Raw genomic sequence first — 21,346 nt, 5'->3', positions numbered from 1 at the left:
CCTCCCGGGTGACTGGTCTCATCCTGTCGTGCCGTGCCCGGCGACGGGCGGTCCCTCGTTCAGCGGCGCTGAAGCACCGGGCACGCGCGACCGGCGACAGCGGCCCGGGGTCGCCGACGCCGTCACCCGGGGAGCAGGCACTCGACCCGCAGCGCCCAGCCGGGCGACGGCGGGGTCGGCCGGCCGGGGCGACCGAGCATCGCCGCGACGACCGCGACCCCGGGCGGAGGTGCGCCCGGCCAGGGGGTCAGGCCGTCGGTGAAGACGCAGACCACGTCGGGGCGCGGCCGCGCCTCCGCGGCCGCCCGGATCCCGACGCGCAGGTCCGTCCCGCCGCCGCCGACCAGGGTGGCGTCGGCAGCCCTGCGGACCCGCGCGACCGCGTTCACCGCGCTGTCGCACGCGTAGACGGTCACGGCGGCCCCAGGCACGCCGATCCCGGCCAGGGCAGCGTCAACCTCGCCCATCGCCCGGCCGAGCAGGCGGTCGTCGACGCTCGCGGACGTGTCGACGACGATCGCGACGCGGGGCACGGGCCGGCGCCAGCCCGGTCGGAGGATGCCGGGCGTGCTCGACGCACGCCGGGAGGGTCGCGACCAGGTGGGTTCACGACGGCCGGCCGTCCATCCCACGGCACGGCGCACGGCACGCGCGAGGAGCGGTTCCCACGCGACCGTGGGTTCGAGGATCTCCCGGGCCCAGCGACCCGCCGCCCCGGGCCGGCGCCCCTGCTCGGCCGCCCATGCCTGGTGGTCGATCGCGACCAGTCGGCGGACGAGGCCGGCGCTCGCGGCGTCGACCCTGCCGACGTCGGCGTCCGCAGGCAGGTCCCCGGGCCGGGCGACTCCGTCGCAGCAGGACCCGCACCCGCAGGGCGGGTCGACGCCGCCCCCGTCGTGGGCGAGGCGCACCGCCGGCAGGCGGGACACGACCGCGTAGTACTCCTCGACCGAGCGACCGGCCCGCACGCCACGCAGCCGCCCGGCACGTGCCGACGCCGCCTCCCGGGCGGTGGTGCCGGGCGTCAGGTCCGGACCGAGCGTCTCCGTGACGACCACCTCGGCCGACGTGTGCCAGTGCCGCGCGTGGTCGGCACCCACCCCCGTCCCGGACGCACGGGACGCGTGGTCCATGAGCAGGTGCCACGTCAGGTGGACCAGCTCGCGGCCGATCTCGCCGACCTCGACCGTCGCCACCCACATCGGGTCGACGTAGAGACGCCACGACGCGTCGGCACTGATCCGTCCCGTGGCGTCCGACTCGACGAGCACCAGGGCGTACAGGGCGTGCGCGAGGTAGGGCAGCCCTGCCGTCCCCGTCCCGTTGCTGATCACCCACAGCTTGGCGGCGGCGACCCGGTCGGCGGTCGACAGCACCGCCATCTCAGGCGCCCGGCAGCAGGCCGGCCAGGGCCAGCACGGGAGCGAAGACCCGGAGCCCCGGGGGGAGCGCCGCGGTCGCGGGTCGGGCGCCCGGCCTCAGGAGCGCGCGTACCACGGGCACCGCGGGGTCGACGCCGACCTCGGCCGCAGCCCGACCGCACGCCTCCACGGCCGCCGTCCAGCGCGCGGCGCTCGGCCGCTGCCGCACGGCCGCGAGCACCGACTGCAGGACGACGTACGTCCGGTCGGGGCGCGACCCGGTGAACGAGAAGGCGCCGGCGAGGACGTCCTCGGGGTCGGGCAGGTCCTGCTTCCTGACGAACTCGAGGAACTCGTGGGCCACGACCGCACCCACGCACCCGGCGACGAGCAGCCGTACGACCCGCTCGGACGACCCGCGCGCCCCGGCGAACGCGGCGAGCCGTGCGGCGTAGTCCCACGTGCGCGGGGTCGGGAACGCGCGACCACGCCCCGCGGCGTCCGCAGGGACCACGGAGAGCTGCGACCCCCGCGCCCGCAGGTAGCCGGCGACCAGCACGCGCTGCCGGTCGACCTCCGCGTCGTAACCCACGGGCAGTGCGCCGACGGGTAGGGTCGGCCACCGACCGGAGACCAGGCACTCGGTGAAGACCTCCAGCGGCAGCCCCCACTCCAGGTGGACGAACCGGGACGCCGTCGGAGCCGCCAGCTCCCAGCCCGCCACGGCGACGTCGGCCGGGTTCGCCGCCGCGACGAACGACACGGTCTCGGGGAGCAAGAGGTCCCCCACCTGGTAGTGGGTGAGCGGGCGCAGCGCCGCCGCCTGGAGCGCGGGCGTCGCCGTCGAGAACTCGTCGAAGAATGCGATCGCCGGGCCGTCGTGCTCCGCGAGACGCACGGCCCAGGCCGGCGGGGCCAGGACGACGCGATCGCCCGTCAGCAGCGGCAGGCCGGCGAGGTCGGACGGTTCGTAGTGGCTGATGATCATCGTCTCCACGTGCCAGCCGAGGTCGGCCACGGACTCGACGACCGCCGTCTTCCCCGATCCGGGCTCGCCCCAGAGCAGCACCGGGACCCGCGTGCTGACGCACGCGCCGAGCGCCTCGAGCACGTCCTCGTAGTCCTCCCGCGTCCGTAGCCCCATTAGTCTCCTCCTCGGTCCGTCGTCAGGGTGAGGTACTCGTCCAGCGTGCTGACACCACGACGGACCACGGCGAGCGTCGCCGGGCGCGACTGGAGCGCGACCAGCAGCAGGCCGACCTGCGTGCGGTCCGGACGGGCCGCGGACGCAGCCGTGAGGACCGAGTCGATCGCCGCGGAGGGCGGCACCGGACGAGCCGCTCCCCCGGCCCGCGCGGCCCGGGCGATCGCCGCAGGGGACGGCGCGCACCCGGCGTCGACCCAGCCCGCCAGCGTCGTCGCGGCGTGGGTGATCGAGACGTCGAGGAGCGCTGCGAGCACCCGCGCGTGGGGGACGCCGTACGGGCCGCCGAGCAGGGCCAGGACCGCCTCCCGGCTCGCGCCTGCGTCCAGCCATGCGCGACGGGACCCGTCGTCCTCGTCCGGCGCAGAGGTCGTCGCGGCCCAGGCGAGCGTCTCCGGCCCCAGGTCCGCGAACTGGTGGAGCCAGGCCGACGTGACCTGCCCCGTGGCCACGGCCAGGTATACCGACTCCGGCAGACGCCCGTCGATGCCGAGCTCGGCGTGGATCGCGGCCACCCGGGCCGGGTGGACGCCCGCGTCCCACAGCCGCTCCAGGCCCGGTCGCCCGACCGCGCCCACCGCCTCGGCCGACCGTCCGACCGGCCGGGCCGCCGCGTCGAACGCCGTCAGCAGCGCCGCGAGCCGTCTCTCGGGGAGGTCGTCCCGGCGCGCCCAGTGGCCGGCCTCCCGCAGGTGCTGCGCCGCGAGGCCCGCGGTGGCGTACGTGCGACCGGCGCAGGCACAGCCGCGGACGGCGTCACGCACGGCCCACGTGCCCCGACCCGCGGGCCGGACCTCCGGCGCGACGACCCGGCGGCGGCGCAACCATGCCTCGCGCAGTGCAGGGACGAGGTGGTCCGCCAGCTCGACGCACGACACGTAGCCGCCCATCGCCACGGCGATCCGCTCCAGGTCCAGGTCGTGCGGTGTGCGGACGGACCAGTCCGGGAGGATCAGCACCGGGTGCCGGCGACCCCCGCCGCGGCGCGTCGTGCGGCACGTGACCGTGAGACGCACCGGCGTACCGCCAGGGAAGGCGTCGGCGACGTCGCGGCCCTCGGTCATGCACCCACCCGGATGACGACCTTGCGGTTCTGGGCGGCCAGGACCGGGTCGAGCACGCCGTCAGGGCGGTCCTCGACGCACTCGTCGCGGTCGAACCCGAGCCCGCGCGCGACGACGTCGGACTCGGGCACCCCGAGCCGGTCCGCGAGGATCGCGCGGACCGCCTCGGCCCGCTGCATCGACAGGCGCTCGCGCCCGTCCGCCGTGCCCGCCGAGCTCGTGGTCCCGACGACCTCGATCGTGCCCGGGCACGCCGCTACCCGATCCGCGGCGTCCGCGATCACCTCGGCCGAGCGCGCCGGGTCGAGGAAGGTCGCCTCGTCCGCGACGAACCCGACGAGGGCGTCGGGCAGCACCGCCTCGCACGCCGCCGCTCCGGCGGCAGGCGTCGGCATCGCGGGATCCTCCTCGGGCGTGACCGCCCGCGCCGTGCGCGCCGTCGTCGGCCCGTCACCGGTCCGCGGCAGCGCGACCACGGCGACCTCGGCGCCGCACGCCTCCAGCGTGGCCCGCCAGACCTGCTCGAGCCGGTCGTGCTGGCGCGGCGACAGCGGCTCGGCCGGGGCAACCTGGTACCCGAGCCCGTACAGCTCGACGCGCGCCCCCTCGACCGACGGGCACGAGGAGGAGTCGACGACCAGCGCGGCGACGTCGGCCGGGTCGACGACCGTGGTCATCCCGTCCTCGACGGTCCGGACGACCCCGGAGTCCGTCGCGCCGTTGTCCAGCGACATGACCTGGCCACCGGGCGCCAGGTCAGCCGCCAGCGCGAGCGCGGCGAGCAGGTCGACGCCGTCAGAGGTCGCGGTCGCGCCCGAGACGGCGCCGACGACCACGTTCTTCGCGGCCGTGACGTCGTCGGCCGCGACGAGCTCGTTGGACGTGTTCACGTCGGCCCGGAAGCCCGAGACGACCACCTGAGGGTTCCCCTCCACGGTCACCACGCTGATCGGCGCCGATCGCCGGATCGCCGCGTCGAGCGCGCAGTCCCACTCGGGCGGGACGCCCGGCGCCTGGGCACCGGCGTGGACCGGGACGACCAGGGCGAGCGAGCCGCCGTGGAGGCAGTCGACGTCGGGGGCGCCGGACGAGGCCGCACCGGTGGCGCACCCCGTGAGGGCCACGGCGGTGACCACGCTCAGACCGAGCACGGTCGCCGCGATACGAGGGCGAGAGACGAGTGACATGAGGTCGCCTTTCGAGCGGTGGGACCAGGCGGCGGCGCCGCCCCGACCCGGTGCGGGCCGGGGCACCGAGGCAACCACGGGACGCGGGACCGGATCGACGCCCGAGGTTCAGCACCGCTGAAGCAGGGGTGTGGTCGGGGGCCGTGCGCTCCCGGCACAGTTCATCTCGTCACGAGTCCCGAGCACGACGTCCGAGCACGAGGAGCCCACCATGACGAGCAGGACGCCTCCCCCGGCACCCCGGGCCCGTCGGTCGGTCGAGCACGCGCGGTCCTACGGGCCCCTGCTGCGGCTGGCCGACCGGATGGCCGGCCGCACCGACCGCCGCCGTGCGGCACCGCTCGGCATCGAGGCACGGCGCCTCCCGTGGCCCGCGCGCCTGGACGCGACCTGGCGGGAGAACGACCTCCGGCAGCTGTCGGCCACCACCGACCGGTTGGCCCCGGCGATCGACGGGCTCCACCGCGCCTTCGGCCAGGTCGAGCGTCTGGACCGGGAGCTGGCCGAGCTGGAGGCGCGTGCCGCCGTCCTCCCGGCGCCACGCTCCGGGTCCGGCGGCGGCGAGGTGCACCTGTCCGCCGAGCAGGTCGCCTCTCGTCGGGCACGCGAGCACGCCGCGGCTCGTGCCGCCGCGAGCGCCCGCGCGGACCAGGTCCGGGCCCGCCGCGCGGACGCGCTCGACGAGTGCGTGCGGCTGCGGTCGCTGCTGCTCGAGGAGATCGAGCTCGCCCGCGAGGTGTCCGACCGGCTGCGCTGGTACTACACCCGCAGGCTGCAGACGTACGCCCGCGCGCTGCGCGTCGCCCCCGCCGACGGGACGACGCCGCGGCCTTCCCCCTGGGAGGCGTCGGAAGCCACGTGGACCGGACGGCCCTGCCCCTGGTTGCCGGACGGCCTGGGCGCACGCCTGCGCGACGCAGACGCCCCACCGAGCCTGACGGCCACCCCCGGTCCGGAGCAGAAGGAGCACACCGATGTTCGGTAGGAAGCGACGACCGCAGCACTCCCCGACCGCGCAGACCCTCACCCGTCGGGTCGACCTCGGCGCGCTCGCCGACCGGCGCCGCGGCACGACGACCTACGTCGAGCGCCCGGACCAGTTCTCCGCCCTGGACCACGCCGCGGCGACCGCGCCCGTGGACCGGCTCGCGGTCGTCGAGCAGGTCCGGGGGTGGGTCCACGAGGCGCTCGCGACCCGCGCGCTCGACGAGCTGACCGCCGACTTCCTCGACGCCCGCATCGACACGCTGCGGCAGGGGTGGGACCAGGCGGTGCGCCGAGAGCACGCGTCCCGGGTCGTGACGTCGGCCCTGCTGCGCGCGATGGAGCTCGAGGATCTGACGCGCGCCCAGGCCTCGGTCGCGCGGCTGCGCACCCGCGACGCCGAGCTCACCGCCTCCGTCACGGCATGGCGCGCGGTGCTGACCGGCAGCGACGCCTACGACCCGGCACGCCACGCTCGGCCCCACCGCGCGCCCACGGCACCCGCCGCCGTCGACCTGCGCGAGGCGATCGACGCGGCGACGGCTCCGTCCGTGGCGCCCCGCGCCGTGCCCGAGCCCGGCTTCGCGCCTGATCCGTTCGCCGGTCCGGAGCCGTTCCTGAGCCCCGACGACCTGTTCCACGAGCTGGAGAAGGAGAACCGCCCATGAGCACGACACCGACGGAGTCCGGGCGCGTCCACCGCCTGCGCTGGTCCGACCCGGCCCTCGCCGGGCTGGGATCCCGGTCACGGCTCGCCCCGGTCGGGCTCGTCGTCCTCGCGGTCGCGATCACGCTCGTCGACGTCCTGGTCATGTACCCGGCCGTCGCCCGGTCGATGGGCCACGACCCGGTCATGACCTGGCTCACGGCGCTGGGCCTGGGGCTGGTCGCGCTGCTCACGGCCGGCGTCTCGGGCTGGACCTGGCGCGGCGCGACCGGCAACCATCCCGGGTCCTGGGCGCCGCTCCTGCTCCCGGTCCTGCTGCTCGCCGCGTGGGCGGCGCTCGCCCTCCTGCTCATGCGTCTGCGCCTGCAGGTGTCGGACGTCGCGACGACCGTCGCCTACGAGGGCGCCGTCCCGCAACCGGCGGAGAGCGGCTTCGACGCCCTGGCGGCCGGGGTCTTCCTGGCCGTGTACGTGCTGTGCGGCCTGCTCACGTTCGGCGACCTCTACCACTGGCGCAACGACGCCTACACCGCCGGCCGGCGCGCGGTCGCCGAGCTGACGGCGTGCCAGGACGAGCTCACCGAGCACGAGGCGTCCTACCAGCACCTGCTCGCCAACCACCACAAGCGCACCGCGGAGATCGACCGCCTCGCCGCGGATGCCATCATTGCCACCACGAGCAACGCCGCCTTCGCGGCGGAGCTCGAGCAGCTCGTCCGACAGGAGATCGCCGTGGGTCTCGGGGACCCGGCGACGACCGGTATCACCAGTCCCCGGCACCCCAGCAATCCCTTCGGGCAGCGCGCCCGCGGGCGCCGTGAGGAGCAGGCGTGATCACTCTCGACGTCGTCGGACCCCGGCGCAGCCGCTGGGTCCAGCCGTTCGCGGACCTCGTCGCGCCCGCGCCGTCGTCGGACTGGTTCCGGCAGGTCGCGCACCGCCGCGTGTTCGTCTACGACCGGATCCGCCCCTACCTGACCCGGCTGACGCTGACGGCGGTCGTGGCGACGGGATACCTCGCGCTGCCGTCGGTCGCGTGGTGGGCGTGGGCGCTGCTCGCCCTCCCGGTCGTACAGGGGGTGCTCGAGGTCAGGCTCGAGCCGCTCGTGCGCGCGTCGAGCGCGCGGGACGCCGCGCGGGCGCCGGTCGCCGGGCTGGACGCCGCGCTGAGCGGCGTCGCGCGCGGCGCCTACGAACGGCGCTGGCTCAACGTGACCGGGATCCTCGGCGGGGTCGCTGCCGCGGCCACCGTGCTCGGCGTCGCGTTCGGCACCACGGCGGGTGCCCCAACGGGATGGCTGAAGGTCGCCACCTTCCTGGTCGGGATCCTGTACGCGACGTCCGCCTGCGCGGGCCCGCTGCTCGAGTCGACGACGTACTCCGCGCTCTCCCGCGGGGGCACGGTGATGCGCAGTCTTCGGTGGGCAGCCTGGCCGGCGCTCGTCGTCCTCGCCGCGGTCGTCGTGGCGCTCTCCACCGCGATCGGCGCCTGGCCGGCCTCGGCCGTGCCCTACGCCTACCTCTCCTGCGGCGCCGCGGCCTACTTGGGCCTGCGCACCCGCGAGCACGACCGCGCGGTCGGCGCGGGCGGGCTCGTGGCGAAGCACGCGCAGGACGAGGCCGCGTCCCGGCTCGCCCGCGGGCTGCACGACGTGGTCAGCCCACGGGTGCGGCTCCTCGAACGGCTGATGGCCGTCGAGGAGGTCGACCCGGCCGACGCCGTCCGGCTCGCCGCCTTCGTCGAGGACTTCAAGTACCTGCACGCCAAGGCCCGCGACGGTCTGAGCATCGACGAGTCCCTGCTCCCGGACCTGCGCACGACCGTCCGCCAGGCATGCGGACCCCGCGGCGTGCAGGTGGACCTCGACCTGGACCTGCTGGTCGACGGTCCGGAAGGAGACGCGGGCACCGGCCCGCGGCGCACCACCGGCGGCGTGCCGCACAAGGTCAACAAGGACTTCGCCCGGGACGTCGTGTCCACCCTGACCCTCAACGCGGTCGACGCGTACGACGACGCCGGCACGCCACGGAGGTCGCGAACGCTCCGGATCGCGGTCCGCATGGTCGACGGCGCCGTGGTCGTCGCCGTCACGGACGCGCTCGACCTCGTGCCCGACGCCGTGTGGGAGAACCCCCGAGGGAACCTCCGGAACGTGCGCTCGACCGTGACGGACCGTGGCGGCACGCTGCGCCAGGTCCCTCGCCCGGCCGGAGGCAAGACCATCGAGGCCCGCTGGCCTGACACGTACCGCTCGCTGCTCGACATGGAGGAGGACGACCGATGACCCGGACCCGACGTGTGCTGCTCGTCGACGACCTGGAGGCCAAGGCCGACATCGTGGCGGCGGTCGTCAAGGACACCGAGGACCGGGACGCGAGCACCCGGTACGACGTCGTCCACCACAGCAGCGCGCAGCGGCTGGTACGGGCGCTCGAGGAGGGAGGGGTGGCGAGCCTGGCCGAGCTCGACGTGATCCTCGTCGACTTCAGCCTGAACACCCACCGGTACGGCGGGCTGGGTCCCGTCGTGGCGGTCGAGCACCCCGCGCCAGCCGACGGTGCGGCCGTACGGGTCGAGGAGGTCGAGCTCTCCACAGGGATCGGGGTGCTGCTCCACCTCACCCGGCTCCTCGCCACAGAGGAGTACGTCGCGGCGCGCGGCGCCCGACCCGTCACCGCGCTCTACACCTTCGTCGACCTCGACGAACCGACGTCCCGCTATTTCGCCGCCGCGGCGTGGTCGTGGTTCGGCGTCCCGGTCTTCTCCATCCGCCCCAAGGGGATGCCGGAGCAGCTGCGCAGGCTCGGGCACGCCGGCGTCGACCAGGAGAGGGTGACAGACGGTGCGCACGCTCTCGACGAGCTTCTCGAGTACTTCCGGCACGCCCGGCGCCAACTGGGCTGGGTGACCGAGGGGCGCGGGAGCGACGCCTACCAGTGGTTGCGGGTCCTCCAGGAGAACAAGCTCTCCGAGGACGTGGAGGCCTACCGACGCGTCGGGCTCATCTCGCGGGCGCTGCGGCCGAACCGACGGACCCGCGCGGTCGAGCCCGTCACCGTCGACAAGGTCCGCCAGCTCCATGACCGGCTCGTCGGTCGGCTCTACCAGCGCGTCAAGAACTTCGTGGCCTGCTACGACCAGTACCTCGTCGACGACTGGCCCCTGGGCCTCGACGGCGACCGCGCCGGGAACGAGGCCGGGTACGACCGCGACGCGGTGCGAGGGGCCCTGCGCGACGAGCTCGACCAGACCCAGGAGTTCTGGCGCGCCGAGGACGTCTCGGTGGCGCTCGACCTCTTCCGGGCCGGTCCCGGTGCTCCCGCCGGAACAGCGAGGCGATGAGGTGCTGACCGTGCTCCCCGAGGACGTCACGTTCTCCCTCCGCACCGTCCCGACCTGCGGCGGCCCGCTCCCCGTCGCCGTGGTCAGCCCCGTGAACGCGGATCGCACGTTCGTCGTCGCCTTGGGGTACGCCGCCCGGCTCGACGAGTTCGAGCTCCAGCGGTTTCGCCTGCTCGCCCCGCTGCTGCGCGCCCGCCTCGTCGTCGTCCAGACGCCCGGGCACGGAGCGGACGCCTCCCGGCTGACCCCGCGCGAGCGCTGGGCGCTCCTCGCGCGGTCGGACTTCCGTCCGGTCGCGCGGCGCATGCTCCAGGCCGCCACGACGGCGGAGCCGTCGGTCTGCTCCGCGCGCGCCGCGGTCCTGGGCTACTCCCTCGGTGCCTCGATCGGCACCGCGATCGCTTCCGTGCTGCGGGAGGGCACGGGCACGCCGGTCCCTCTGCTGGTCCTGGTCGAGCCCGTCGCCGGACGTCCGTGGCGACCGCTGGACCTCGCCGGGGCCACCCGCGCGGAGGACGGCCTGGTCGACGACGCGCTCGCCCAGAACGACGACGTCGCGGGCGCCGTCGGTCCGCCCGACCGACGACCCGAACCGAGCACGCCGGACCACCACCGGGTCGACCTGCTGCTGCTCGCCAACGCGCTGCGAGCGGGCCGGCTCGGGGCGCAGGTCGTCGCGAGCGGCGCCACCCACGTCGTCGTCGTGCGCGGCAAGGACAGCCGTCTGTCGTTGCCCGGCGCGGTCGCGGACGTCGTGGACGCGGCACGGTCCGCCGGGCGGCGCGTCGACGAGCTCACGATGCACGGGACGCACGCGCTGTGGCACTCCCTGCCGAGCGTGCGGCGTCTGGGCCGGTTCGTCGCCGACGTCGCGGAGGACCACGGGTGACCGCGTCCGACGTCGGCACAACGGCGCGCGCCCGGACGCCCGACCGGGGTCGGGCGTGGTTGCGCGGCGTGACGGTCGCCGTGCTCGTCGTCGGCGTCGTGTGCCAGCTGGTCCAGGGCACCGACCCCGCCCCCGCTCTGACCTACTACACCGTCGACTCCGCGATCCTGCTCGCCGCGACGCTGATCGTGGCGTCCGCCCGTCCGGGCTGGGCGTGGGTCGACGGCGCCCGTGGGGCCGCGACCTCGGGCGTCGTGCTCTCCGGCCTGGTGTTCGCGACCGTCATCGCGCCGGCGACGCCGACGGGGACGTGGATCCAGCCCCATGACGACGCCTGGGTCCGGGTCGCGAACGTGCTGCTGCACGGCGTCGGGCCCGTCCTCGCGACCGCCGACTACCTCGTGCGCCCACAGCGAGGGCGTCGCGGGACGTTCGGCACAGCCCTGCGCTGGTGTCTGTGGCCGCTCGTGTACTTCGCGGTCGTGCTCCCCCTCGACCTCGCGGGCCAGGCGCACGTCCCCTATCCCTTCCTCGACGTGCACGAGGCCGGGTGGACTGCCGTGCTGGGCGCCGTGGCCGGGCTCTTCGTCGTCGTGCTCGGGCTCGGCGCCGCGCTCGTCGCGCTGCACCGTCGGCTGGGACGCGGAAGCCCTGGCCACCCCGCGCGATAGCCGGCTTTCAGCACCGCTGAACACGCCGCCTCGACCGGTAACCGCGCATGGACGAGCATGTTCCCGACAGCGAGCCGAAAAGCCACGAGAGGACCGACGACATGATCATGTTCGAGCACTTTGCCCTGGTGAGTTCCCCCGCCGCCTACGTGTGCCGCGGCTGCGGCACGGAGATCGCGAACAAAGGGGCGTTCGTCCGGTGCCCCGTGTGCGGGATCGTGTGGGGCTAGCCACCCGTGTACCTCGTCGACTTCACCCTCCCGCCGCGATCGCGCGACGCGGCGCTGGCCGAGCTGAGGAGCGAGTTCGGCGTCGACCCGTCGGGGACGCCACGCTTCACGAGGGAGAAGAGAGCGTCCGCGTTCGTGCGCGCCGTCGAGCGCCACGGGGGGACAGCGTCGATCCGCACGGAGATGTCGGTCGAGCCCGCCGGAACCTCGGCCGGGGCAGCGGCGCGTCGTGACGCCGCGTCCCGCTTCACCGCCCCGTGCGGTGCGTGCGGCGGGAGCGGCACGCAGACGATCCCGACGAGCACGACGTCGTTCCGGCCCGACGACCCGGCCCCCGCCCCGCGGGCCTCGCGCTGCACCGCGTGCGGCGGGACCGGCACCCGGCGCGGCGTCGCGGCCACCCCGCAGGACGTCGAGCAGTACTGGTCCGAACCGCGGGACGACCAGCCCGGCGAGATCCAGGCACTCATCGACCGACTGGTGGAGACCGTCCCCGAGCGTGCGCGGGCCACCGCGTTCTGGGAGCTCACGACGGCCCTCAGCAGGTTCGACACCAAGGACTCGTCCGTCCGCGAGGAGACCGTCACCACGTACCGCTGGGTGCTCCGGGCGACCGGGGACCTCGTGCTGGAGGAGCGCAAGGAGGAGCTCGTCTTCGCCGAGCAGGGGAACGGGGTGTTTCCGGCCGGGAAGCTGATCCACCGCGACGACGGACGCTGGGAGCCCGTCCCCCTGACGAGCTTCGACCAGTTCCTCGTCCGGCTGGACTTCGGCGCCTACGCCGAGCACTCGACGGCGACGACCGTGACGGTGATCACCGAGCCGCGCCGTGCAGCCGACTTCAGCGCGTACGGCCGCGTCTCGCTCACGAGGTACTACCCCAAGGGGCGCGGGCTGGCCGAGAAGCTGAGAAGCCTCGTCGAGAAGGGCACCGAGGCCACCGTCGAGCGCTCGCCTGACGAGAAGGACGCTGCTGTCCCCCGTACCCGACCGGAGCGGGCACGACGATGGAACACAGGTGGTGTCCTCCTCGGTCTCGTCGGCGGATACTGGGTCAGCGCCCTCCTCACCATCCCCTTCCTCAGCGGATGGCTCTCCGAACGAGGCATCGCACTGGACGGCCCGCACGCGCTGCTTCTTCCCCTACCTGGCGCCCTGCTCGGCGTTCTGGTGACCGGGCGCCGACGGTGGCGCCTTCGTGGCGTGGTCGTCGGGGCCGTGCTCGGCGCGCTCGTCGGCTATGTCGGCTGTCGGCTGCTCCTGCCCCAGCTGCCACTCACCTCGACAAGCGATGGAGCGATGGAAGCGCTGGGCGCGACCCTCGTTTCGATCCTCGGCGTCGCTCTGGTCGGCCGCGCGCGCACGTGATTCCCGCACGGACACCGGCGGGTGTCCGTGGCTCTCACCCCCTGAGAACCGTTGCGAACGCTGAAGGCCGTTGACCAGGGTCCTGGTCAACGGCCTTCGAAGGGTGGAGCTAGGGGGATTCGAACCTCCGACCTTCTCCTGCCGGGTCACAAGCCCGGCGCTCCCGAAGTCCGTGGCTACATCCGCGCACCAATGCCATTTCGACCACCAGAAACGCGGAACCGCAACGATCGTTGGATGCGTGAACCAGGTTCGCACCGACCGACGACCAGGGTCAAGTACCGGCATCTGTCGTGCGCCCACACGTGAAACTTCCGTGGAGCCAAGCGCCTCGCGTGGAACTCGCGTGGAACGACGATCCCGATCCGCGAGCACCTTTGTTCACTTTGAGCGTGACGGAGCTGAAGCCAACACTTGCGAGGAACTCGAGATGGAGGGGCTTGCCCGGGAAGATGTGCCGTGTTCGTTCGAGGGTAGGCGCCACGACCGGCCTGCGCCTGGTCAGCGCCACCGACGGAGCTACTTCTCGATCTGAACTGCCCCCGCTGAGCCCTTGGGAGGAAGGAAGCCGTAGCGGCCGGCTCCGATCTCCTTGGTGAAGACAACGTCGACTGCATCTGGGCCGAGCGGCTCGGTCGGGTCCAGGTTCTCCATCACGATCACCTGCCCATCGAAGCGCGCCTGGATGTCGCGATAGAAGTCAGCGACGATCCCTGCAGGAAGCGACTGATCGAGCTGCACCGGCGAGTTGCGTCCAGGCGGGCGGTAGGTGACTAGCGGCGAGTCCAGCACGATGAAACCGGGGTGGGCGATGTCGCGATCCAAGCAGTATTGCGCGAGCCCCACGGTGAACGCAGCGTGGAGGACTGCTCGGACCCCCTTGCCATGTGCGGACCGGTACTGATCGTCCGCCAGGATGTCCTGCTCGGCGCGGTCGTACTGCACGGAGGCTGCATCCGGGTACCCCCATGCCCCTAGCCGCTTCGCCAGCTCAGCGGAGAACTCTCGGAGCGCTGTGAGGTTCAGGCCTGCGGAGACGACGGTCGCATCCGTCTGCGTACTATCGATGAGGCCAGCCTTCAGTTGGGTCAGTTCGGCAACCTGCGAATATAGAGCGAGCGACCTCTCGAGATCGCTCTTGACCCCGATCAGTTCGCGCAACTGGGAGTTTCCAGGGCTCAGCTCATCGTCGAGCACCCGGAGTCTGACGCTCAGTGCTTCGACTTGGGCAGCCGCCTCGCGTCCGGACGACCGGGCGTCTTCGCCGCGTCGAACCAGTTCCTCCATGGTGAGCGCAAGGTCTGCGCGAAGCGCCCTGGTCTTGGCGATCTCTGCATCGACTGACTCCTCGAAAGCGGTGCCGTCGACACCGTGAGCATGGTTGTAGTGCTGATCAGCGAGCTCCGCACCGCAGAACTGACACTTCCCGGGTGTGAAGAAGCCAAGGAGTACACCGGCTTCCCGGATCGTCGCCAAGCGGTCAAGATCCGAGTCGTACTGCTCGTTGAGAAGACTGAACCTGCTCTTGAGCGCTCCGACTTCTGACAGCTCGGTCCTCGCCTCTTGGACAGCCCCCTGTAAGCGACGGAGTTGCTCTGCGAGTCCAGATCGTTCCGTGAGGAGCCCCTCCACCGTCGACGTGTGATCGGCGATGGATGCATTGAGCCGCGCCAGCTGATCGCGCAGCTCACCCTCGTCGGGAGTGTCGATGAGCTTCGCCTCGACGTCGCTCAGCAACTGATCGATCACCTCGATCTTCGCGCCAGTCGTCCGCACACCCTCCCGCGCTCCTTGGGTAGCGACCACCGAGGAGTCGTCCTCCGCCTCCAGAAGCAGCTTGAACGCCGAGATCTCCTTCGTTTTCGTCGTGTATTGCCCTGTAATCGCCGGCGGAACTTCGGATTGCATCTTTGTCTCACCGATGATGCAGAGATGCACGAGATCCCGGAAGCTGAGCGAAACGGTTGCTCCCTGCGCATTCTTCCGAATCAGTGAGTTCTCGAGATCAAGTTGCTTCAACAAGAACATCGAGAGGTTCGCGTCGCTATTCGAGTTGTGCTTCGCCGAAAGATTCTCATCCGCGACTGAGAGTGGTCCGCTGCGGACGTCCGAGCGGTAGAGCGAGAAAGCGCCCCCTGCAACGCTGCGCGTAAGCGTCACGGTCTCACCAGCGGGTAGCTCAACGCCGAGCAGCACGGTGGAGTAGCCGTTTCGCTCGGGGATCTCCTTAAGCGACTTTCCGCCGAGCATGAAGTCGAGCGCTTCCACCATGAAGGACTTGCCGGTGTCTGACGGGCCGCGCACGAGCGTGAGCCCGGGGCCGAACTCGACCGTCGACAGCGGTACGTTCGGTCCCCAAAGAGTGATGTGCAACAACCTCAATCGGCTCACGTTGCCTGCTCCCCACCGTGGAAGTTCTCGAACTCTTCTGCCCATCGTCCAGACACTTCACGGATCGCATCTCGGAGGCCAGCGTCCGAAAGGTCTCCGTAGCGGTCGACCACCCAGCTCGCTCGCTCCGCCAAGGCGCGAGCATGGGCCGTCTCCAGCAAGCTGAGGAAGGGATGCGCACCTTCAGCGGCCGTGAAGTGGATACCGCCGACGGAGGCACTCATGTCAGCGAGCCCAACTCTTGTGAGCACCTCAAGCCCGAGCGTGAGCTGGTGACGCTTCACTCCAAGCTCGCTGGAGCGGATCGGAACAGGTGGGTGCAGGCTCGGGGGGCCTCCGAGATCCTCGCTGTGCAGCAGACCGTGGTCAAGGAGAACAAGTTGGTTCAGATCCAGGCTTCTCGGGTACGCCTCGGCGAGGAGCGTCAAGGCACGGATGGCCGTCTCCAAGGGGCCGTTGAGGGGGCTGCTCATGAGCCTGCCCTCATCCAAGTGAGGCGGTCCTCGTTAGCGAGCTGGTGACAGATGCCCTTACGGTCATCGGTCTGCGAGATCGTTGTAAGCGCGTGCGCGCTCAAGTCGATTTGGGTAGACGCCTGCAGCACCTGTGTCAGCCGTGCCATCGAAGTGGCGTGATCCGCCTCCGCGATCTCGATCACGCCGGAGTGCACGTCGTTTTGCAGCGCCTCGAAGGTGCCCGGAGGAACGGCGTCCCGGGCGTGAAGACGTAGAGACTCGGCGGAGTAGAACGACTCACGCTGCCGCTGAAAATGCGCGGCAAGACGAGGTTCCGTATGCAGCGTGTTGGGCGCCAGATCGCCAGTGGGCCATGCCTCGCGGTACACGTCCATCAGCTGAGCGACATAGCGCGCCTCGGCTTCGCCGATCTCAGTAGGTGCACCGGTAGCCGGCGGCCGAGGCGGCAACGGGCCTCCGAATCGAGCCACGTGGTAAGCCGTCGTCCGGTGAGCGGCGATCGCATCCACCAGTTCCACCGATCTGAACATCGCGAAGTCCGTTGTTTCGGCAAGTGTTCGCACGTGGTCGCGCAGCGACGCATCGAGGCTCGCGGCGATCCCCTTGTTGCTACTGAGTTCCTCCAGGAACTTCTGCCGCAGATCTGTCGGCTTGCTCAAGAGGCGGTTGAGGCCGGTGCCGCAGCCGTTCGGGGCGAGGAAGGCGTAAACACTCGGCAGGACGTAGTGGCCGTTCACAGTCCCGGCAAAGATCTTCAGCATCTCTGGGAAGGCGTCTGACCACCCAAGCGGCTTCGCGTAGTGTTTCCCCTGGAAGCAATCCCAGTCACCCTCGAAGCCTCGGTCCGTCTTGAACGCCGCCACGTCGGCGCCCTTGTCGTTCGAACCGCCCAGTCGCTTGATCTGGCTGTATGCCTCGCCGATGGCGATCGCCCACTCGCGGATGAAGTCCTCCCACTCGTCCGGCGAGTAGAAGGCGATGCGTTGCGCCGGAGTCACTGGCGGCCCAGCGAGAGAGACTGGGGCGCTCGGTATGGGAGGCGCTTCGAGTTCGCTGACCACAGGAGCCTGGCCGTGCTGCACCGTTGGCCTTGTGTCCACTACGTCAACCGCCTCCTCCCTACACACGCGGGACCAGGCGCCCGACAATATTGTTCGGCAGCAACGCCGCCGCCGAAGTCGCCCCAGCCTACTAGGACACACACACACGCCCTCGGCGGCTCGCGGACACCGAGTGTGTCGTAGCCGCCGGAGACTCCCCCCACCCGCGGCGGCTCTCCACTGCCGGTGTGACGAAGCAGGAGTCGGCCGAGCTGCGTAAGCTCAAGCGGCGCAACCGTCAGCTCGAGCAGGGGGTCGAGATCCTGCGCCGGGCGGCGGCGTACCTCGCCAAGGAGATCTCCCCAAAATGACCTTCCCGCTGGTCAGTGACCTGGCCGCGGACGGTATCCCCGTCGCGGTGAGTCAACCGATTCTGGGGCAGTCCCGACCAGCCAGGGGGTGAACTGACCGGCACCGCCTCATCGCCTCACGGCCTACTCGAAGGAGGCCCGATAGCCTCATGGAGAGGAAGTTGCGACTAGAAGGGGGAATCTAATGCGTGTGACGCTATATCTACTGCGGGACGAGACACCGCTCGCACGTTCAGTTCTGCGCCGCTCCGACGAGTACGAGGAAGTGCCGCTCAGCGAGCCGACGGATCCTGACACGCATTGGGAGCTCTACACGCGCCAAGCGTCAAGCGATCCAGTCTCATGGCTTGCCCCACTTCACGGGATTCTCGCCCGTGGAGCCACGATCGATCTCCGCGGCACAAGCGCCGGAGCGGTGCTCCTGGTCGGAACCGTAGGGCGGGTCTTTGCCGTGACCTTCGGGACCGGGTTTCACGCCATCGACCCTCGACTCGTTGAGCCGGACTTCGGTCTTCGCGTGGCAGCCAACAGCGTTAACCCCAAGAAGGTGACACAGGCTGAGGCGCGGGGGCTCGGCAGGGATTCTCGAAACGCGGTGAGTTCCGTACCTGTTCCCAATGAGATGTTTGCTCTCCGCCTTGTGACCGACGAGGAGTGGATTCGTAGGTTTGCAGGCCAGTGTTTCGATCCGAGCTTTGCACTTTCTCTCAACGGCGCCGACTCGCTTCGCATGACCATCGAGAGCGAGAACCTCCAGACACTGCCTTCCACTCTTGTTCGAGCACTCGAGCGCTTCGAATCGACAGACTATCGGGACCACTATCCGTACTTCGACAATTTTCGCCGTCTCGCCCCAACAGACCCCAGAATATCTACACTCGAAACAAGACTTGCCGACGAATTGCGAACACGACCCACCGATCTGGGATTCGCCGCGCCCGACGAGTTGAACTTCTACACCATCGACGGCTTCCAAATTGCACGTGGACGAAGGAGCGTAACGCTCGATGATCTCGCTCCAGAATCCGTATTCGACGCCCTGGATACTATTGAGGGCTGGGATGACCCGCTGTCGAAGGTATGGGTGAGCGCACTCCTGGAGACGGGTGAGTGGAGCGCGAGACGACCGCTCAAGTCCTACGTGGTGGGCGATGTCCTGCTGGACAACGATGGCTCGCGCGAGCGATTCGTCACGACTGCAGGCAACTGGTTCCACGTAGCCGAAGATTTTGCCCAGCAAATTGACTCGCTGATCGCGGCAATCCCGGATTGCACCGCGAGCCTCGGACTACCGGAATGGAACGCAACCTGGCTCAAGGCAAACATCGAAGGTAATTACGGGGAAGAACGCTACAACCGTCACGCGGCGGCAACGTGTGGCTACGTACTACTCGACCGCCAGCTCTACCACGGGAGCGCAGGCGAACGTGTCGAGATTTCCGACCTCCTTACAGCCCGCAGAGAACTGGTATGTGTCAAGCGGCTAGACGGTTCGGCAACGATGGTTCATCTCTTCGAGCAAGGCGCCGTTTCGGCCGCCTTGCTCCAGCGGACCGAACTGTATCGCGCGCGCGTTCTAGACGAGCTCGCAAAGGTCAGCCCCACAAGTGATTTTGGAAGCACAACCGACTGGACCGTTATATTTGCCGTTGCCACCAAGAAGGCGGGGCCCCTGTCAGAGACACTACCGTTCTTCGCACGTGCGTCACTCATCGCCAACGCACAGGACATTCGAGACCGCGGCTACAAGGTTTCTCTTGCGAGGATAGACATGGTCGAAGAGGAAGAAGACACTGGAGACACCTCCGAATAGGTAGAGGAGATTGCGGATTCGGCCGAGAAGGTGAGGGTGAACCGCCCTGGGTCTAGAGCGCCAATCGCCGACCTTCTCACCGCCGGATCGCAAAGACCTGGAACTCCCCGAAGTTTGCTCGAAACGCGCTGCCGGAATCGACGCACGCAAGACGTAGACAGCGAGCCTGGTAGCCCGCGTGACACGATCGGCGTCAAGCAACGCCGCGGATCAGCCGCAGCGTGGGGCGACGATCGGCCTTGCCAGCGCCTTCTGCCGGTCGCTGACGCGAGCCGAGCTCAGACTGCGGAAGTGCGCGTTGACGGTGTCGATGCGAGCCAGCGGGCGTCCGATGCTGAAGAACCCGGGGCGGACCTTCAGGGTGCGGGCCAGCTCCTCGAGCACCTCCGGTCGCGGAGAATCGACGCCGGCCTCGTACTGACCGATCGCGGCCGCCGATACGCCGACTTTGCCGGCGAGCTCGGTCTTGCTCGTGCCGACACGGACGCGAGTTTGGGTCAGGCGGGCGGGCTCAAACCTGCCGCTGGTCGTACTAGGCAGATCGAACAGGCTGAGGTGTCGTCATGCATCCGACGGCCTGTCCTGTGTCTGCAGTGCGACGACAGGCACAACGGGCACGCCGCTGTCGAACGACTCCACGTCCGAGGTCGCATCGTCTGCAACGATCTCCGGCTCCCAAAGGGCCTCCTGCCCATTAGGCTGGACCCTGCCATACCCATCGAGCTCCGCGACCGCCCATTCGATCGACTGCAGCTGCCGCGGCGTCGACCAGACCATCACGAGGACCAGCGGCATCTTCTCGCGAACTGCCTCCAGCACGATCGTGGTCTCGGGAGAGTCGGAACCAATCGCGACCTTCTCAGGGAAGTCACCCTCCCAGAGCATCGCCCGGGGGGCGGCGCCGCGACGAAGCCGCTCAAGCGGGTCGGGCTCGAGGCAAAGTTCCTCACGGCCCCCGGGGCCTCAGGGACACGCCACACGTATACGAGACAGTCGTTGACTACGGCGAGCTTATAGCCGCCAGGGCCAGAGTGTGCGACCGGCCAGCAGGTTCTGGGTCTGAGGAGGGTGGGGGTCAAAGGGTCGGCACAGGCAAGGTGCACCTTCAGCGGACGGCTGCTCGGAGGCGGAAGACGTCGGTCACCGTCAGCGCGGCGGGGTTCGGCTGCTTGCGGCGCGGCGTGGTGGTCTTGTCCATCGGGTTGGAACGCAGCGCATCATGAACGATCGCGCGGTCCAGCACCGCCTTGAACGCCATCCGCACCTGTGCGGCCGTGACAACCATGTCGTGCGGCCCCTTCCTGCCGGCCTCGATGATCCCGTCGATCCATGCCTGGCACCTCGCTGTGGTCAGCTCGTGAAGCCGGAGCCTGCCCAGCTTCGGCACCATCAGCGTCCCGAGGAGCCGCTCGTACTCGTCGACGGTCTGCGGTCGACGCCGCGCATTCGGCCACGCCGACTGCACGCGCAGCTCGTCGATCCACTGCCGGGCAGCCAGTCCGACCGTGCTGTCGTGCTTGAGATCGGCCGATCCCTTCGGCCGCTTGAGCCGATCGTCGATCTCGACCTGCACGGCGAGTCGTGCGGCGGCTCGAGTCTTGCGGCTCCGCGAGATCTGCGTCTCCGTGCCGTCGAGCAGTCGCACGCGAACGCGCGCTTGGAACGACCCGCTCGAGGTCTGCTTGATGAAGATCTCGCCGTGCTCGCCAGCCTTCAGCCTCTCGTGAGCCATCCCGCTCACCAGCCCGATCCGGAGCTGGCGCCAGGCTCGTCGTCGACGGGGACGGTCCGGGCGTCGAGCCACGCACGGACGTCCGACTCCTCGAACATCAGGTGCCTGCCGATGACGTACGCCTTGGGCGCCGTCCCTCTCTTGCGCCAGCTGTGCACCGTCTCGCGGCTCACGTGGACCTTCTCGCAGAGCTCGTCGAGCGTCCACATCGGGGTGTGTGACAGGGGTTCGCTTCTCGTGACCATGGACCTCAGGTGCGTCACCGACGCCGGCGTCCAAGGTCGATCGGGGTCGTTCGCACGCATGCTCGGTGAGCACTCGCGTGGAATCTCGCGTGGAATCACGGTCGTTCTGGTCCTCTCTTCGAGGACTTCGGGGAACGACGAAGGCCGTTGACCAGGACCTTCATCCTGACCAACGGCCTTCAAGGAGTGGAGCTAGGGGGATTCGAACCCCCGACCTTCTCATTGCGAACGAGACGCGCTACCAACTGCGCCATAGCCCCTCAAGCGAGGAACAGACTAGCACCCCGGGGGCGGGGTCTACCAAACCGGC

General features: G+C 70.4%; 21 protein-coding genes, 1 tRNA gene and 1 pseudogene. 11 read left to right on the top strand and 12 right to left on the bottom strand.

Annotation, left to right across the window (positions count from 1 at the left end; genetic code table 11):
- Positions 1-122 precede the first annotated feature (122 nt).
- Genes ABRQ22_RS03095 through ABRQ22_RS03080 form a run of 4 tightly spaced genes read right to left on the bottom strand, consistent with a single transcriptional unit; the run spans position 123 to position 4,816 of the window.
- Positions 123-1,382 (bottom strand): VWA-like domain-containing protein, encoded by a 1,260-nt coding sequence (locus ABRQ22_RS03095; protein ID WP_353708537.1) that lies wholly within the window; start codon positions 1,380-1,382, stop codon positions 123-125.
- 1 nt (position 1,383) lies between these two features.
- Positions 1,384-2,505, bottom strand: coding sequence for an AAA family ATPase (locus ABRQ22_RS03090; protein WP_353708536.1), 1,122 nt, complete (start codon positions 2,503-2,505; stop codon positions 1,384-1,386).
- Positions 2,505-3,629 (bottom strand): hypothetical protein, encoded by a 1,125-nt coding sequence (locus tag ABRQ22_RS03085; RefSeq protein WP_353708535.1) that lies wholly within the window; start codon positions 3,627-3,629, stop codon positions 2,505-2,507. The genes ABRQ22_RS03090 and ABRQ22_RS03085 overlap by 1 nt, the downstream gene beginning before the upstream one ends.
- Positions 3,626-4,816 (bottom strand): OmpA family protein, encoded by a 1,191-nt coding sequence (locus tag ABRQ22_RS03080; protein ID WP_353708534.1) that lies wholly within the window; start codon positions 4,814-4,816, stop codon positions 3,626-3,628. Before ABRQ22_RS03080 ends, ABRQ22_RS03085 begins: the two co-directional genes overlap by 4 nt.
- Before the next feature lie 211 nt (positions 4,817-5,027).
- Here ABRQ22_RS03080 and ABRQ22_RS03075 point away from each other — a divergent pair, with 211 nt between their 5' ends.
- The 9 genes from ABRQ22_RS03075 to ABRQ22_RS03035 all read left to right on the top strand — a co-directional run bounded on the left by ABRQ22_RS03075 (position 5,028) and on the right by ABRQ22_RS03035 (position 12,968).
- Positions 5,028-5,801: a hypothetical protein gene (locus ABRQ22_RS03075; protein WP_353708533.1), complete on the top strand. Its 774-nt coding sequence runs from the start codon at positions 5,028-5,030 to the stop codon at positions 5,799-5,801.
- Positions 5,791-6,468, top strand: a complete 678-nt coding sequence (locus tag ABRQ22_RS03070; RefSeq protein ID WP_353708532.1) for a hypothetical protein — start codon at positions 5,791-5,793, stop codon at positions 6,466-6,468. The genes ABRQ22_RS03075 and ABRQ22_RS03070 overlap by 11 nt, the downstream gene beginning before the upstream one ends.
- Entirely contained in the window at positions 6,465-7,301 is an 837-nt protein-coding gene (locus ABRQ22_RS03065) for a hypothetical protein (RefSeq protein WP_353708531.1), read from the top strand. The genes ABRQ22_RS03070 and ABRQ22_RS03065 overlap by 4 nt, the downstream gene beginning before the upstream one ends.
- Positions 7,298-8,752: a hypothetical protein gene (locus ABRQ22_RS03060; RefSeq protein ID WP_253052779.1), complete on the top strand. Its 1,455-nt coding sequence runs from the start codon at positions 7,298-7,300 to the stop codon at positions 8,750-8,752. Before ABRQ22_RS03065 ends, ABRQ22_RS03060 begins: the two co-directional genes overlap by 4 nt.
- Positions 8,749-9,810, top strand: coding sequence for a hypothetical protein (locus tag ABRQ22_RS03055; RefSeq protein WP_353708530.1), 1,062 nt, complete (start codon positions 8,749-8,751; stop codon positions 9,808-9,810). Before ABRQ22_RS03060 ends, ABRQ22_RS03055 begins: the two co-directional genes overlap by 4 nt.
- Before the next feature lies 1 nt (position 9,811).
- Positions 9,812-10,699: a hypothetical protein gene (locus tag ABRQ22_RS03050; protein ID WP_253052775.1), complete on the top strand. Its 888-nt coding sequence runs from the start codon at positions 9,812-9,814 to the stop codon at positions 10,697-10,699.
- A gap of 68 nt (positions 10,700-10,767) precedes the next feature.
- Entirely contained in the window at positions 10,768-11,370 is a 603-nt protein-coding gene (locus ABRQ22_RS03045) for a Pr6Pr family membrane protein (protein ID WP_353708529.1), read from the top strand.
- Positions 11,371-11,471: 101 nt separating this feature from the next.
- Entirely contained in the window at positions 11,472-11,600 is a 129-nt protein-coding gene (locus ABRQ22_RS03040; protein WP_353708528.1) for a hypothetical protein, read from the top strand.
- A 6-nt stretch (positions 11,601-11,606) separates the two neighbouring features.
- Positions 11,607-12,968: a hypothetical protein gene (locus ABRQ22_RS03035; protein WP_353708527.1), complete on the top strand. Its 1,362-nt coding sequence runs from the start codon at positions 11,607-11,609 to the stop codon at positions 12,966-12,968.
- A 519-nt stretch (positions 12,969-13,487) separates the two neighbouring features.
- On the opposite strand, the gene ABRQ22_RS03030 is transcribed toward ABRQ22_RS03035, so the two are convergent.
- The 3 genes from ABRQ22_RS03030 to ABRQ22_RS03020 are packed head-to-tail and all read right to left on the bottom strand — an operon-like array spanning position 13,488 to position 16,917.
- The gene (locus ABRQ22_RS03030) at positions 13,488-15,359 is read right to left on the bottom strand and encodes an AAA family ATPase (RefSeq protein ID WP_353708526.1); all 1,872 of its coding nucleotides are present in this window, start codon (positions 15,357-15,359) and stop codon (positions 13,488-13,490) included.
- Entirely contained in the window at positions 15,356-15,832 is a 477-nt protein-coding gene (locus tag ABRQ22_RS03025; protein ID WP_353708525.1) for an ABC-three component system middle component 2, read from the bottom strand. The genes ABRQ22_RS03030 and ABRQ22_RS03025 overlap by 4 nt, the downstream gene beginning before the upstream one ends.
- Complete coding sequence (locus ABRQ22_RS03020; RefSeq protein WP_353708524.1) at positions 15,829-16,917, bottom strand: ABC-three component system protein; 1,089 nt, start codon at positions 16,915-16,917, stop codon at positions 15,829-15,831. The genes ABRQ22_RS03025 and ABRQ22_RS03020 overlap by 4 nt, the downstream gene beginning before the upstream one ends.
- A gap of 218 nt (positions 16,918-17,135) precedes the next feature.
- On the opposite strand from ABRQ22_RS03020, the pseudogene ABRQ22_RS03015 reads away from it, so the two are divergent.
- Together ABRQ22_RS03015 and ABRQ22_RS03010 are read left to right on the top strand one after the other, a co-directional pair.
- Positions 17,136-17,323 (top strand): annotated as a pseudogene (locus ABRQ22_RS03015) (IS3 family transposase); the annotation flags it as partial.
- Between the two features lie 107 nt (positions 17,324-17,430).
- Positions 17,431-19,059: a DUF6119 family protein gene (locus ABRQ22_RS03010; RefSeq protein ID WP_353708523.1), complete on the top strand. Its 1,629-nt coding sequence runs from the start codon at positions 17,431-17,433 to the stop codon at positions 19,057-19,059.
- 210 nt (positions 19,060-19,269) lie between these two features.
- On the opposite strand, the gene ABRQ22_RS03005 is transcribed toward ABRQ22_RS03010, so the two are convergent.
- From ABRQ22_RS03005 to ABRQ22_RS02985, 5 genes are all read right to left on the bottom strand, one after another.
- Complete coding sequence (locus tag ABRQ22_RS03005; RefSeq protein WP_353709495.1) at positions 19,270-19,560, bottom strand: helix-turn-helix transcriptional regulator; 291 nt, start codon at positions 19,558-19,560, stop codon at positions 19,270-19,272.
- A gap of 60 nt (positions 19,561-19,620) precedes the next feature.
- Positions 19,621-19,944, bottom strand: coding sequence for a hypothetical protein (locus ABRQ22_RS03000; protein ID WP_353708522.1), 324 nt, complete (start codon positions 19,942-19,944; stop codon positions 19,621-19,623).
- Positions 19,945-20,164: 220 nt separating this feature from the next.
- Complete coding sequence (locus ABRQ22_RS02995) at positions 20,165-20,800, bottom strand: hypothetical protein (RefSeq protein ID WP_353708521.1); 636 nt, start codon at positions 20,798-20,800, stop codon at positions 20,165-20,167.
- Complete coding sequence (locus tag ABRQ22_RS02990) at positions 20,797-21,000, bottom strand: helix-turn-helix domain-containing protein (RefSeq protein ID WP_353708520.1); 204 nt, start codon at positions 20,998-21,000, stop codon at positions 20,797-20,799. Before ABRQ22_RS02990 ends, ABRQ22_RS02995 begins: the two co-directional genes overlap by 4 nt.
- A gap of 223 nt (positions 21,001-21,223) precedes the next feature.
- A tRNA-Ala gene (locus ABRQ22_RS02985) sits at positions 21,224-21,296 on the bottom strand.
- Between the last annotated feature and the right edge of the window lie 50 nt (positions 21,297-21,346).

It is taken from the genome of Cellulosimicrobium sp. ES-005 (genome assembly GCF_040448685.1).
Classification (GTDB): domain Bacteria; phylum Actinomycetota; class Actinomycetes; order Actinomycetales; family Cellulomonadaceae; genus Cellulosimicrobium; species Cellulosimicrobium cellulans_G.
The sequence above is the reverse complement of the archived record's forward strand: the minus strand, read 5'-3'. Positions and strand labels throughout refer to the sequence as shown.